This is a genomic window from SAR86 cluster bacterium, assembly GCA_023703615.1.
GTDB lineage: Bacteria > Pseudomonadota > Gammaproteobacteria > Magnimaribacterales > D2472 > MED-G85.
This window is the reverse complement of the sequence record CP097971.1, coordinates 163,132-177,308: the sequence shown is the minus strand read 5'-3', so window position 1 is coordinate 177,308 and position 14,177 is coordinate 163,132. Positions and strand designations below refer to the sequence as shown.

The 14,177-nt window shown below is 33.5% G+C and carries 15 protein-coding genes and 4 tRNA genes; 7 read left to right on the top strand and 12 right to left on the bottom strand.

The genetic code is table 11. The annotated features are described in order from the left end of the window. Positions 1-2 precede the first annotated feature (2 nt). The 9 genes from rplJ to M9C80_00885 all read right to left on the bottom strand — a co-directional run bounded on the left by rplJ (position 3) and on the right by M9C80_00885 (position 4,384). Positions 3-533, bottom strand: coding sequence for a 50S ribosomal protein L10 (gene rplJ / locus M9C80_00925; GenBank protein URQ69748.1), 531 nt, complete (start codon positions 531-533; stop codon positions 3-5). 161 nt (positions 534-694) lie between these two features. Continuing rightward, positions 695-1,387, bottom strand: a complete 693-nt coding sequence (rplA, locus tag M9C80_00920) for a 50S ribosomal protein L1 (protein URQ69747.1) — start codon at positions 1,385-1,387, stop codon at positions 695-697. Next, positions 1,384-1,812, bottom strand: coding sequence for a 50S ribosomal protein L11 (rplK, locus tag M9C80_00915; GenBank protein ID URQ69746.1), 429 nt, complete (start codon positions 1,810-1,812; stop codon positions 1,384-1,386). The genes rplA and rplK overlap by 4 nt, the downstream gene beginning before the upstream one ends. After that, positions 1,812-2,339: a transcription termination/antitermination protein NusG gene (nusG, locus tag M9C80_00910; protein URQ69745.1), complete on the bottom strand. Its 528-nt coding sequence runs from the start codon at positions 2,337-2,339 to the stop codon at positions 1,812-1,814. Before nusG ends, rplK begins: the two co-directional genes overlap by 1 nt. 4 nt (positions 2,340-2,343) lie before the next feature. Next, positions 2,344-2,706 (bottom strand): preprotein translocase subunit SecE, encoded by a 363-nt coding sequence (secE, locus tag M9C80_00905; protein ID URQ69744.1) that lies wholly within the window; start codon positions 2,704-2,706, stop codon positions 2,344-2,346. A 30-nt stretch (positions 2,707-2,736) separates the two neighbouring features. Beyond that, positions 2,737-2,812 (bottom strand) — tRNA-Trp (locus M9C80_00900). 70 nt (positions 2,813-2,882) lie between these two features. Continuing rightward, a complete protein-coding gene (gene tuf, locus M9C80_00895) occupies positions 2,883-4,073 on the bottom strand; it encodes an elongation factor Tu (protein ID URQ69743.1) in 1,191 nt (396 codons plus the stop codon). A gap of 32 nt (positions 4,074-4,105) precedes the next feature. Further along, positions 4,106-4,181 (bottom strand) — tRNA-Thr (locus M9C80_00890). Between the two features lie 119 nt (positions 4,182-4,300). Then, positions 4,301-4,384 (bottom strand) — tRNA-Tyr (locus M9C80_00885). Between the two features lie 57 nt (positions 4,385-4,441). Here M9C80_00885 and M9C80_00880 point away from each other — a divergent pair. Together M9C80_00880 and msrA are read left to right on the top strand one after the other, a co-directional pair. Beyond that, positions 4,442-5,188 carry a biotin--[acetyl-CoA-carboxylase] ligase gene (locus M9C80_00880; GenBank protein ID URQ69742.1) on the top strand — a complete coding sequence of 249 codons (747 nt, stop codon included), beginning with the start codon at positions 4,442-4,444 and terminating at the stop codon, positions 5,186-5,188. Further along, positions 5,185-5,739 (top strand): peptide-methionine (S)-S-oxide reductase MsrA, encoded by a 555-nt coding sequence (msrA, locus tag M9C80_00875; protein URQ69741.1) that lies wholly within the window; start codon positions 5,185-5,187, stop codon positions 5,737-5,739. Before M9C80_00880 ends, msrA begins: the two co-directional genes overlap by 4 nt. Positions 5,740-5,744: 5 nt before the next feature. Here msrA and M9C80_00870 read toward each other — a convergent pair whose 3' ends face one another. Continuing rightward, positions 5,745-6,374 (bottom strand): hypothetical protein, encoded by a 630-nt coding sequence (locus M9C80_00870; GenBank protein URQ69740.1) that lies wholly within the window; start codon positions 6,372-6,374, stop codon positions 5,745-5,747. Between the two features lie 76 nt (positions 6,375-6,450). Next, complete coding sequence (locus M9C80_00865) at positions 6,451-7,167, bottom strand: hypothetical protein (GenBank protein ID URQ69739.1); 717 nt, start codon at positions 7,165-7,167, stop codon at positions 6,451-6,453. Between the two features lie 92 nt (positions 7,168-7,259). Between M9C80_00865 and M9C80_00860 the strand changes: the two genes are divergently transcribed. Continuing rightward, positions 7,260-7,336 (top strand) — tRNA-Thr (locus M9C80_00860). Positions 7,337-7,352: 16 nt separating this feature from the next. Here the strand turns inward: M9C80_00860 and M9C80_00855 are convergent. After that, positions 7,353-7,796 carry an HPP family protein gene (locus M9C80_00855; GenBank protein ID URQ69738.1) on the bottom strand — a complete coding sequence of 148 codons (444 nt, stop codon included), beginning with the start codon at positions 7,794-7,796 and terminating at the stop codon, positions 7,353-7,355. A 43-nt stretch (positions 7,797-7,839) separates the two neighbouring features. Here M9C80_00855 and M9C80_00850 point away from each other — a divergent pair, with 43 nt between their 5' ends. The 4 genes from M9C80_00850 to M9C80_00835 all read left to right on the top strand — a co-directional run bounded on the left by M9C80_00850 (position 7,840) and on the right by M9C80_00835 (position 14,176). Beyond that, a complete protein-coding gene (locus M9C80_00850) occupies positions 7,840-8,970 on the top strand; it encodes an iron-containing alcohol dehydrogenase (GenBank protein URQ69737.1) in 1,131 nt (376 codons plus the stop codon). A gap of 48 nt (positions 8,971-9,018) precedes the next feature. After that, positions 9,019-9,276, top strand: coding sequence for a hypothetical protein (locus tag M9C80_00845; protein ID URQ69736.1), 258 nt, complete (start codon positions 9,019-9,021; stop codon positions 9,274-9,276). A gap of 39 nt (positions 9,277-9,315) precedes the next feature. Next, positions 9,316-11,472, top strand: a complete 2,157-nt coding sequence (locus tag M9C80_00840; protein ID URQ69735.1) for a TonB-dependent receptor — start codon at positions 9,316-9,318, stop codon at positions 11,470-11,472. Between the two features lie 109 nt (positions 11,473-11,581). After that, positions 11,582-14,176, top strand: a complete 2,595-nt coding sequence (locus tag M9C80_00835) for a TonB-dependent receptor (protein URQ69734.1) — start codon at positions 11,582-11,584, stop codon at positions 14,174-14,176. Position 14,177 lies beyond the last annotated feature (1 nt).

Below are 14,177 nucleotides of genomic sequence, written 5' to 3'. Positions count from 1 at the left end.
ATTTAGGCTGACGCCTCTTTTTTGTCACGAACTGCTGATAAAACTCTTGCTAACTTACTTGGAACTTCATTTAATAAAGTTGCAAATTTAGAAATTGGAGCTTGGAGTACATTAGCGATGAGACCGTAAGCCTCTTCTTTAGAAGGCAAGGTAGCTAAGATATCTATCTGGCCCCCGTCAAGCAATTGCCCTTCAACAACTAATGCTTTAATTTCTAATTCATCAAAATTCTTAGCATAGGTTTTAAGCAACTTCGCTGCTGCACCTGGTTCATCAAAAGAAAAAGCAAATAAAGACGGTCCAAACAATACTTCATCTGAGCATCCAAAATCAGTTCCCTCAAATGCCAATTTGGCAAGAGAGTTTTTTATAACCTGAATATGGATACCAGATTCGCTTGCCTTGGTTCTGATTTCAGATAACTCCGAAACTTTCAGACCTCTAGCGTCGGATATAACAAGAGATGATGCATTAGATGCAACTTCTTTGACTTCTCCAACTATCTTTTCCTTTTCACTCTTTGACAACGCCACAGCAATTCTCCTTATTAAGCCTTTCGGCTATTCGGTGACAAATTGTAAAATTACAATTTGAACACCACCTGCGTAGGAAATTAAGTCTCTCAACACCTACGGTCTTTGACGGCTGCGTAAACGCAACTATCTAGCTTTGTAATTTCTTACAAAGCTAAAACTTATAGCAAATCTGCAGAATTTACCTTAATTCCTGGCCCCATTGTACTGCTTAGAGCAATACTGCCTATGAAAATTCCTTTAGCAGACGCTGGTTTTAATTTTTTTATTTCTTCTAATAAAACAGATGCATTTGCTTTTATCTTATCTTTGTCAAAAGATACCTTGCCAATACTTCCATGAATTATTCCATTTTTATCTGTTCTAAATCTGACTTGACCTGCTTTAGCATTCATAACTGCAACAGCAACATCATCAGTAACAGTTCCAACTTTAGGATTTGGCATAAGCCCTTTAGGCCCTAATACTTGTCCTAATTTTCCAACCACTTTCATGGCAGCATTTGTTGCAATCACTACATCTGCTTGAATCTCTTCTTTCTTAAATTTGTCAGCTAAATCTTCCATACCAATATGTTCTGCCCCTGCTTCTTTTGCAGCATTAGCTTGATCCCCATCAGCAAAAACTGCAACATTAACATCTTTACCAAGACTATTTGGTAGTGTTACTGCTCCTCTAACATTTTGATCAGATTTATTTGGATCTACTCCAAGCCTTATTGCAATATCAAGAGATTCTTCAAAATTTTTAGATTTTACAGATTGCATAATTTCCATTGCCTCTTCGAGTGAATAAATTTTTTCTGGATCTACTTTATCCACAATTATTTTTTGTTTCTTTGTCATTTTGCTCATAGGTCAACCTCAACACCCATACTTCTTGCAGTTCCTGCAATAATTTTAACTGCTGCATCAATATCATTTGAATTAAGATCGGGCCCTTTTTGTTTAGCAATATCTTCTAATTGTGCTCTATTCAATTTACCTACTTTTTCCTTGTTAGGCTCGCCACTACCTTTTTCAATACCAAGAGTTTTTCTTATAAGTACTGCTGCGGGTGGAGTTTTTACAACAAAGTCAAAAGATTTATCTTCATAAACATTTATGACAACAGGTAAAGGTATTCCTTTTTCAGCTTCTTGAGTTTCATTGTTAAAAGCGTTACAAAAATCCATAATGTTTACGCCAACTTGGCCAAGCGCTGGCCCTACAGGAGGACTGGGGTTAGCACCTCCAGCCGGTATTTGTAATTTCAAAACATTTGCTAACTTTTTTGCCATTATGTTTTCTCTATTTGCATAAATTCTAGATCTACTGGTGTTGCTCTACCTAAAATTTGAACAGACACTTTAACCATATTTCGTTCATAGTCAACATGTTCAACTACTCCATTAAAATCATTAAAGGGACCGTCGCATACTCTGATAACTTCACCTGGTTCATAAATTGTTTTTGGAGCAGGAGCATCTTCACCAACTTCAATTCTATTAATAATGTTATTAACATCGGATTCAGAAATTGGGAGAGGCTTTTCTCTAGTACCTCCAACAAAACCAGATACTCTCGGAGTTGATTGAACAAGCTGCCAAGAATCATCTTCAAGAATCATTTGTATTAATATATAACCTGGAAAAAACTTCCTTTCGGTAGTTTTTTTCGCTCCACCTTTTAACTCAACTATTTGTTCGGTAGGTATAAGTATCTCTCCAAATTTATCTGAAAGATTGTTTAAAGCTATTTTTTCTTCTAGAGCAACTTTTACTTTTTGCTCATAGCCCGAATAAGCTTGTATTACATACCACTCCATAAATTTACCCTAATATTAGTCTTGTTAAAAAACTCAAAAGCGTTTCAAGACCCCAAAAAAATAAGCATAATAATATAATTGAAACAAAGACTACCAAAAAAGTTTGAGTAGTTTCCATTCTAGTAGGCCAAACAACTCTTCTAAGTTCAGTTCTAGATTCTTTTATTAATTTTATGGAATTTGAACCAAAGTTCGTTGCAGCTAATATTACAAGACCAAATACAAATAAGATTAAAACACCAATAACTCTATATAAAAAAGCAACCTCTACAAAATAACTATTTCCAAATACAGCTAAACCGAAAATTGCTAAAGCAAATACCCATTTAAGAGTATCTAATGTATTTGAACCAGATTCTTTAGCCATATAATTCCTATTTTGCCAGCAAGTTAAACTTGGCAGGCCAGGAGGGTCTCGAACCCACAACCCCCGGTTTTGGAGACCGGTACTCTACCAATTGAGCTACTGGCCTAAAACTAATTTTCATATTCTCTACAGACAAGCAAGCCGAGACACTTTGGCCTCGGCTATTTAGTCAATTTTTACTCAATAATTTTTGATACTACACCAGCACCAACTGTTCTTCCACCTTCTCTAATTGCAAACTTAAGTCCTTCATCCATAGCAATTGGAGCAATTAGCTCAACATTCATTTTTATGTTGTCACCTGGCATGACCATTTCTACGCCACTTGGTAGCTCACATGCTCCAGTGACATCAGTAGTTCTAAAGTAGAACTGAGGTCTGTAGTTATTCATAAATGGTGTATGTCTTCCACCTTCATCTTTGCTTAAGACATATATTTCTGCTTCAAATTTTGTATGAGGTGAAATTGATTTTGGTTTTGATAAGACTTGACCTCTTTCAACAGCCTCTCTTTCAACGCCTCTTAACAAAATACCACAATTTTCACCGGCACGACCTTCGTCGAGTGATTTTCTGAACATTTCAACACCGGTACATGTTGTTTCTGTTGTATCTTTAATACCCACAATCTCTAATGGATCACCAGTATTTACTATACCAGTCTCGATTCTTCCTGTAACAACTGTTCCTCTTCCAGAGATTGTAAATACGTCCTCAATTGGCATTAAAAATGCTCCATCCACAGGCCTTTCTGGTTCTGGTACATAAGTGTCTAGTGTTTCAATAAGTTTTTGAACCGAAGGCACACCAATTTCTGAAGTATCTCCTTCTAATGCTTTAAGAGCACTTCCAACGATGATAGGTGTATCGTCACCAGGAAAATCGTATTCGTTTAGTAGTTCTCTAATTTCCATTTCTACGAGTTCTTGAAGCTCTGCATCATCTACTTGATCTGCTTTATTCATGTAAACAACAATGTATGGAACACCAACTTGTCTTGCAAGCAGAATATGTTCTCTTGTTTGAGGCATTGGGCCATCTGCAGCACTAACTACCAATATAGCACCATCCATTTGTGCAGCACCTGTAATCATGTTTTTGACATAATCGGCGTGACCTGGACAATCAACGTGAGCATAGTGACGAGCAGTTGATACATACTCCACGTGAGAAGTAGCAATAGTAATACCTCTTTCTCTTTCTTCAGGTGCGTTATCAATATTTGCAAAATCTACAGCATCGCCGCCGAAAACTTCTGCAGCTACTTTTGTTAATGCAGCTGTAAGCGTTGTTTTACCATGGTCTACGTGACCGACTGTTCCCACATTCACATGTGGTAAGGTTCTTTCGAATTTTTCTCTAGCCATTTTTCTGCCTCTCTGAAATTATTAATTTAAATTGGAGCTCATAACCGGACTTGAACCGGTGACCTCTTACTTACCAAGCAAGTGCTCTACCGACTGAGCTATATGAGCCCGTTTTTATAAGCATCCTCATTTAAGGTGGCGTATTATCTCTCTAAAATCTTATAAACTCAACCTTTTTTGACTATAAATATATAGTTATTTTATTTAGTATTTTTCATGAAAATTAATGGTGGAGAGGGTAGGATTCGAACCTACGTAGCCGAAGCGGCAGATTTACAGTCTGCTGGTATTAACCACTCACCCACCTCTCCATTTAAAGGAATGTATTTTTGTTCTAGAATGTTATTAAGTCAACTAATTTGTGTATTTTGAATAAATTAAATAAAAAAGAAATCTTATCAAATATAGATAGAACAAGGGTCAATATCAATATTTTCGATCAAATTGACTCTACTAACGAAGAATCAAAGAGAATTAAGATAAATTCAGATATTCATATAATTATTGCTGAAGAACAAATTAAAGGTAAAGGCAGACTTGGCAAGAAATGGTCAAGTCCTAATCTTGGTAATATTTATCTTACTATTGCAACATTAAAAGAGCTTAATGATGCTCCATTGAGCCTAATAACAGGTATTTTATGCATAGAAGCTCTTAAAAATTTTGTTACTGATGGTTCTTTAGGTTTGAAATGGCCTAATGATCTTGTATTTGCCAATAAAAAAGTTGGTGGAATACTCATAGAAAGGGAGATAAAAGGCGATAAAAACCTCTCAATTATTGGTATTGGCATAAATTTTGATCTCCAAGAAAAAGAATCTTGGTGGGGTGATCTTTCAAAATATGAACTTAAATCGAAAAGATCAAAAATAATTAACAATATAATTCTAAATTTTATTGATTTCATAGATAACGGTATTTACGATTGGCAGTCTAAATGGGAAGATATGTGCATTCATATGAACAAGGAAATAAAAATATTAAGGAATAACGAAATAACAGATACAGCGATATTTAAAGGTATTAATAAAGAAGGAAAAATTAAAATTTTTAAGAATGATGAGGAAAAAATCATTGAATTCGGAGAAATTTCAATTAAAGGAATATACAAATGAATCATTTTTTAAATTCAAAGTCTCTCATAAATGATAATCCAAATAATTTAAATGAAATAATTTTTGGTGCAGGATGTTTTTGGGGGGTTGAAAGAAAATTTTGGGACCTTAATGGAGTTTGGGTTACCTCTGTTGGATATTCAGGTGGTGATACTGAAAACCCATCATATGAAGATGTTTGTTATAAGGAAACAAATCATGCTGAAGTGGTTAAAGTTGTTTATGATAAAAATAAGATTTCATTAAACGAATTGCTAAAAATTTTTTGGGAATGCCATGATCCCACTCAAGGTATGAGGCAAGGAAATGATGTTGGGACGCAATACAGATCAGTAATATATTGCAATAATGAAAATGACCTAAATACTGCCAATAAAAGTAAAGAATGCTTTCAAGAGGTTTTATCAAAAAATAACTTCAATCTTATAACCACTGAAGTCAAGTTAATGAAAAATTACTTTTTAGCTGAAGAATATCACCAACAATATCTTGCAAAAAATCCAAATGGATATTGTGGTCTCGGCGGAACTGGTTGCACACTCGAGATATAATTATCCTATAAATAATTTTCAAAAAGTTCTATTGAGTTTAAAAACTTACTTTCAAAATATTTTTTTGCATCGCTGCTAATTGATTCGTTTGTATACTCTGTTTTCCATAGCTTTAAGGATTTATTAATCTTAATCTTAAACTCGTCTTCAACATAATTTTGAACTTCATTATATCTGTCAAATACAAATACCCTGTCTACAGTGAGGTTATTTTCGATATGCGTAAATTTATATTGATCAATGTAATGGCTATATTTTGATACATTATGGCCATTTTCATCAAGTATAAAATTATTCAAAGATGTTATTTTTACTTGTTTTCTTAACTGATTGTATAAACTTGTAACTTGCTCATAAGGGTTTCTTAAAATTACAAATTTTTCATATTTATCAATATCCATGTATTCATCATATTCTTTGATAAAACTGTGAGTATGGCCACCATTTCCTTTTTGCAATTTTTTATAAAAACCATGCACACTAAAATTTTCATATGAAAAGGCTTCAAGTTTTATTCTATCCACTTCATCAACTTTGTTAATGTTCTTATAAAAATTTTCAGTAATTGCAAATTCAATACTGCTCCCACCTGTTTTTGGGATGTGAATGAATATCTTATTATTTGGAAAGAACATTTTGATTAAATTAATTTTATATTAATCATAAAAAAAAGGGAGCATAAGCTCCCAATTTATTTTGCTAGTCTTAACGTTAGTCTGGATTGTATTGCAGCAGTGTTTGTTCCATATATGATCTTACTTGCGTAAAAGTTTCACCAGCTTCTTCTAAAAACGTACTAAATTGAGGGGTAGTCTGATAATTTGCAAGAAATTCAAGTGCTTCTGAGCTTGAATTAAAATATATTGAAACAGAGTGAGTAACGTTTCCACTGCCAAGATGTTGTTGTCTTAAAACATATGCTTCACCACCAAATGACTCTTCAAACATTTTTGAAGCCACTTTTTTAAATGATGGGAAGTACACCATTGGATTGCTGACTTGATCAACAAAAGTAACTCCATAATTTGCGCCTCTAGCATCACCTTCGGCTATTAGATAACTTGTAAGGTTGTTGTAGTAAGGTTCTGCACCAGCAGCAGCCATTTCTTGACCAAAAATACCAAAGGCAGGCGAACTTGAAAAAATTTCTCCTGCTTTTTGAAACCTTTCAGCGCTTTTATAATAAAAGTTTATTGAATGAGTAATATTTGCGTACCCTTGCATACTAATTCTTGAGAGTGACGCTTCAAATTTTTGCTCTTTGATTTCAGGACTATTCATAAGCTTATCAAAGGCAGCTCCACATGCTGGCTCATTTGGGCAGCTGAAAAAATAGTTTGCCTGAAACTTGGAGTAGTTTGGTTCTGTATGATCATCCCCAATGATTAATGATGATGTGAGTAAAATTGTAAGTAATAAATATTTCATAATTTTGTTTTGGAATATTAAAATCTCATAATATACATAAATTGCAACAAAAACGTTAATATTTTAAAACAATGATGTAAAATTCACACCGTGCCACCTTAGCTCAGTTGGCTAGAGCAGTTGATTTGTAATCATCAGGTCGTCAGTTCGAATCTGACAGGTGGCTCCATCTTATTTAATTTTCTTTAAAGATAATAATCTCGTTTTAATAATCTATTATAAAAAATTGCAAAAATTACAATGAAAATAGATCCAAGAGCAACAGGCATTAATATAAAATCGAACCCTTCTCCACCTAAAATTGCAATTATTGGATTTGCTCCGGCGGGTGGATGAATATTGTTTGTAGTTGCCATTACCCAAACCGACAAGGCAACAGCAATTCCAATTGAAATCGGGGACATTCCAAGCAACATATAAATTATTACTCCTGACAAGGCCGAAAGAGTGTGCCCAAGAAAAATATTTTTTGGAGAAGCCAAAGGACTGTCATGAACTGCCATAACTAATACCATTGTTGCTCCAAAAGGTGGAATTAACCACAAATTAGTTTTATCTAAAAAACTTATATAGGCTAATGCAGTTATACAAAAAAAGGCGCCTAATGCCGAAAGTAAATTATTAATCATATGAAATCAAATATAATCTATAATTCAATAAATACAAAAAATTATGCAACTAAATTATTTTAATAAACCTTATTTTGAAAACGGAGCTCTTGGGAAAATATCGGAAGTTTTAGAGACACTCGAAATAAAAAACCCTCTTGTTTGCACCGATCCAGGACTATCCTCAATAGGGATGACTGACAAAATTAGAGATCTTATCTCAAATGAAATTTCTCCAACATTTTATGAAGAAACTCCGGCAAATCCAACAGAAAAAGCTGTGAATGAAGCTCTTGAGTTATATAGAGCCAATGATTGCGATGGTGTTGTTGGATTTGGAGGCGGATCGAGTATGGATTTAGCTAAAGCAGTTGCGCTTATGGCAAATCATGATGGGAATCTTTTAGATTACGCAGTTAACGAAGGTGGCTATGGAAAAATAACTGAAACAATGCCTATGATTGCAATTCCCACAACTTCTGGAACTGGTAGTGAAGTATCCGTTGGATCTTTAATTATAATGAATGATGGAAGAAAATTGATTCTTGCAAGCCCGCACTTAATGCCAAATGCTGCAATTTGTGATCCAGAGCTTACAGAAGGTTTACCACCAGTCTTAACGGCCGGAGCTGGAATGGATGCTTTAACTCATTGTATAGAAGCTATTTTATCTCCAATAAATGATCCTCCTGCGGAAGCTGTAGGAATTGATGGTATTGAGAAAATTATTAAAGAGGAAAGCTTAGTCAGAGCCTGTAAAGATGGAAAAGACAAAGATGCGAGATGGAATATGATGATGGCATCGACTGAGGGCGCCATGGCTTTTTCAAAAGGTTTAGGTGCTGTTCATTCAATGAGTCATGCAGCAGGAGCTAACCAAGAACTTAAACTTCATCATGGAACTCTAAACGGTGTGATCTTGCCTTCAGTACTAAGATTTAATCACGACCATATTGGAAATAAATATTCAAGAATATTGCGTGCAATGGGTAAAAATGAGTCAATTGACTTAGCTAATGAAATTGAGAAATTAAATGAAAGGATTGGACTCCCAAAAGGTCTAGCAGAAATGGGCGTCACTGAAAATATGATTCCTGAACTGGTTGCTCACTCTATTACTGATCCAAGCAATTTCACTTCACCTAAAGTACCGACTGAAAAAGAGTGGGAAAAACTTTTCCTTGAAGCTATGTAATAAATGACTGGGAAAATAATATAATTAATGTGAAAATTTTTTTTACAAATGAATAATAAATATCTTTTAATATCAATTCTTTTTTTAACCGGTTTATCGGTTCATAGTTTTGATGCTCATTTTGAGCATCATGATGAGGAATATATAACTGAATGTCAGGCGTGTGAACATAATACTGACATTCCAGTAATCCTATTTAAAAGTCATTCATATCACCAAAGGGTCATTTTAAAAACAAATCTTTTATCAAGATTTGCTTCATATTTTAAAACTTCTAATTTATCAAGAGCACCGCCTAAAAAATAAATACTGAATTTTATATTTATTTTTTTACAGGAGTTTTTTATGAAACGTTTTTTATTTACGCTATTATCAATTAGCGTGATTGCAAATTTTATATTTGCACAAGATATTGAAGAAGTTGTTGTTACCTCTTCTTTGGTTGATTCAAATAAAATCACAAATCCTTTATATGTTATAGATGGTGAAGACATTATTGACGATGCAACAACTAGTCTAGGAGATGCGATTGACAGTTATTTGGGAGTATCTATAGCGGACTATGGTGCAGCAGTGGGACAGCCAATAATTAGAGGAATGTCAGGACCAAGAGTCAAAATTCTTAAAAATGGTATGGTCAATAGAGATGTATCAGGACTCGGCGTAGACCATTTAAATGATATCGATTTAAATGATGTCCAACAAATTGAAATTGTAAAAGGTCCATCATCTTTGCTTTATGCTAATGGAACGACTGGTGGAATTATAAATGTTGTTGACAATGCAATTGCAACTATGGATATTGAGGAACCCCTAATTAATGTTGGTCTTGAGTCTCAATCAGTAAATAGTGGCGACACTCATAATATTAATGCAAAGAGTAATATTAATGGATTGAACTTAACTTTTGGTTATAAAAACTCTGAGTTTGGAAATTATGATGTTCCTAATGGCGCAGTAATTCACGAAGAGGAAGAGGAAGATGAAGAGGAAGAGGAAAATTTAGGTTATATAAATAACTCTGATCTTCAGGTTGAGTCTTCAAAATTTGGACTCTCAAAAACAGGAGATTGGGGCTTCATAGGTTTCTCAATTGATAATTTAGAAAGTGTCTATGGTATTCCTTTTCATGGTGAGGAACATGAACCAGAGGGTGAAGGCGAGGCAGAACCTCATGGGGAAGAACGAATTTTTTCAACAACTGATTCAGAGAGTTTTTCTATAAAAGGTTCTTATAATATTAATGGTAGCTTAATAAATTCCATTACATATAACTTTAGGGATTCGGATTATTCATTAACTGAAGGTCATGAAGAGGAACATGATGAAGATGAGCCTCACGATCCTGATGAGGAAGATGAGCCAACAGTTTTCATGAATGATGCAATTGAGTATGGAGCAATTTTTGATTTATCTACTGAAAATATGACACAAAAAATATCACTAAATTTTGTTGATGAGGATTCTTCAATTGTTGGAGAAGAAGCCTTTATGAATCCTGCAAATAACGAAGAGTTTACGCTTGGATACTTCGTCAGCAAAAATCTTGAACTTTTTAAAGTCGATTTTGGTTTTAGATTGGATCAAATTGAGAGATCTGGAAGTGTTACTGATGAGCATCATGGTGACATAGACAATTTTGTAATAGAAGATGATACAAATAGTTTTGCCCTGAGTGTAGGCAGAGATTTAAGTGATAATCTTGATATTAAACTAGGTTATGCAAGTGTTGAAAGAGCTCCTTCAGTTATTGAGCTTTTTATGAATGGTCCTCATATGGCGACAGGAAGGTTTGAAGTTGGTGATCCTACATTATCAAACGAAACCTCTAACAATTTTGACATTACATTAAGCTTTGACAACGGTGATTATTACGCGCTTGCTAGCGTATATATAAACGATGTAGATAATTATATTACCCTCCATGATGAAGAACATCATGAAGAGGATGGTGAAGAGGAGCATCATGAATGTAATGAGGAAGAGGATGATGATCATCCAGTAGAAGATCCTGGTGGAGATCCGCATCCGCATCCTGAGTTAATTTGTTCAAACTATGAACAAGCAGACGCTGAATTTGATGGATACGAAATAGAGTTTGGTAGAACATTTGCCTTGAGCTCAGGCGATTTAACATTATCTTTTGGAAGAGATGTTGTAAATGCTAAATTTGATGATGGGCATTATTTACCTAGAATCAATCCAGCAAGAAATGTTTATTCTCTATCGTATGTTCAAGACGATTTAATTTTTAACTTGAGTATGAAAGATGTTGAAAAGCAAAATGATATTGGTGAAGGTGAAACTGTGACTGGAGCATATCAAATGCTTGATACTAGGTTAACAAAAACATTTAATATTAATGGTAAGGGTGATTTAAAAGTTTCATTATTTGGTAGGAACCTTCTAGATGAAGCTGCAAGAAATCACGCGTCATTTGTAAAAAATGAAGTACCTCTTCCAGGTAGAAATTACGGAATTAAATTTAATTTTACCTATTAATTTTTTTCTTATTGCTAAAATAAAATGAGCCCTTCTGGGCTCATTTTTTTTGAGAAAAAATTACAAATCTCTCTTTATCTTGTAAGATGCTTCTTAATTGTATTTACGCATGATATTAAAAGTAAAACCTATTTTTTTAATTCTTTTTATTTTCATTTCTTATTTGGAAAGTACAGATATTGAAGAAATAATTGTTACTGGAAGCCTAATAAATAATAGTGAATTAGACTCATCACCTATTGAGATAATAACGCAAGAAAATTTTGAGAATCTTAATATTTCTACTATTGCAGAAATAAGCAAATATATTACAGCTTCATCTGGTTCGCATTTTCAAGCAAATACGTTGGATGGCGTGGATCAAGGTATGTCTTCAGTAACTCTTAGAGGACTAGATCATGCATCAACGCTTCTTTTAATAAATTCAAAAAGACAAACATTTGCTGGCACGCCATCGAATGATGGAGAAGGATATATTGATGTAAATATTATTCCAGAAATTGCATTGCAAAAAATCGAGGTGTTAAAAGAAGGTGCTACTTCAACATATGGATCTGATGCTGTTGCAGGCGTAGTTAATTTTTTTACTTATAAAAATTTTGATGGAGTAAAGCTTAAAATAAATCGTCAAACTACTTCCAATTATAATCAAAATGATAATTCGATTGGTTTACTATATGGTTCAAATTATAAAAAGGGAAATTATGTCCTTGGGATTAATATCCTTGATAGATCATCTCTATCGGCATCTGAGATTCCTGGTATTGCTGAACTTGCAATTAGTGGGCTAGGAAGATCTTTTAAAGTTACTGAAGCCGATGTTGTTAGTAGTGGTTTATGGGCAGGCACTTATCAAAGTAATCAAAAAATACCTGACCCAGATTGTATAGCCAATGGAGGTGTTTTCAGAGATGCAAATACATGTGGTTTTTTATATGGCAATAGATTTAATATAGTTAATGATGAGGGTCATAAAAAGTTTTATTCAAATGTAAATCATCAATTAGAAAATTATAATTTTGAATTAACTTACATTTACTCTAAAGTAAATGTTAATGACAATCCGCAGTCTCCTTCATATCCAGCATTACCCTTTTTAAGTCGAAAAATTCAACCTGGAGAAGGAGGAAGCCCTTTTAATGTGCCTGTAACTTGGTATGGTAGGCCACTTGGCTCAGAATATATTTCTCCTAAATCACCTAAAGATATTGAACAATATCACCTTAGCCAAAAGATATTTTCAAATATTGGTAAAAGTACTGAAGTTGAATTTTCAATTTCTGCTAGCAGTCACTCAAATAATCATTTTAGACCTGACATTATAGATTCAAGATTTTTAGAATCTCTTAATGGCACGTCAATGAATGTTCAAGGTGGAGATATTATTTTTTGGAACATATTTGATTCATCTCAAAATTCTAAAGCTCTTCTCGATTACGTCACTGGTGCAGAAATCTCAACAAAAGAGGCAAGTCTAAGAAGTATTGACCTTATTTTTAGGACCTCCTCTTTATCTGGATACCAAATTGCTTACGGATTTCAATCTAATCAAGAGAATCTAGACATCTTTTATGATGATATAAGTAGAGCAGAATTTGATTCGGATGGAAAAATTATAAAAACCGCTGATTTATTTTTTTTAGGTGGTGGGATTAATGTTGATAAATCTAGAAATAAGTTTGCCGGTTTTTTTGAAATAGAGAAAAACTTCAAAAATAAGTTAAATTTTAACTTAGCCGGTAGATATGAGGATTTCAGCAATGATTCATCATTCGATCCTAAAGCATCTTTTAAAGCTTATTTGAGTGACAATTTTTCTATAAGAGCATCAAGAAGCTCTTCATTTTCAATGCCTTCAATGGCACAAATGTTTTCAAGTAATATTAATTTAGGTAGTGTCCGTGATTTTAATGGGAATTCTCCCTTTGTAAGACAAGCTCAAATAGGGAATCCTAATCTAAAACCAGCTTTTTCAGATAATACAAATATAGGAATTATTTATACTAATTCAAATTCCAAAATAACTCTTGATTATTGGGAGATTGATTACGAGGATAGAATTGAAATCCAAAGCGCGCAAGCAATACTAAATGAAAATCCAAATGGTTTAAGAATTACGAGAAATGAAATTGGTGATTTGATTGGTGTTACCACATCATATTTTAATGAAGAACGAACTGAATTATCAGGAATTGATATAAATTTTGAAAAAATTTTTATTAAGTTTAAAAAATATGGAGAAATTAAGTTTGCCTTAAAGGGAACTTCCCTGAATAAATTCTTGACTCCAGATGATGGAAATACAAGCAAAATGATTAATAGGGTTGGTAAATTTAATTACGATGCTCATACGCACTCTTTACCAAAAAGAAGAATAAATTCTTTTATAAATTGGGCTATTAATGATTTGAATATCAATTTTAATACTCGTTACATTGATAGCTACAAAAATAATAGGCCAGTAACAGGTCTTGGATTAGATTATGGGTATCAAAATAAAATCAATTCTTTTTTAGTGTTTGATTTTTCTTTAAGTAAAACTTATGAAATGTATTCAGGAAAAATGCAATTTAAATTTTCAGTAATAAATATATTAGATGAATCTGCACCAAGACTTTATGATGCTCCAGATTTTAGTTTTGATACAAGAGTTCATGATCCAAGAGGCAGAATGCTAGGTCTATACCTCGAATATAAAAATTAAA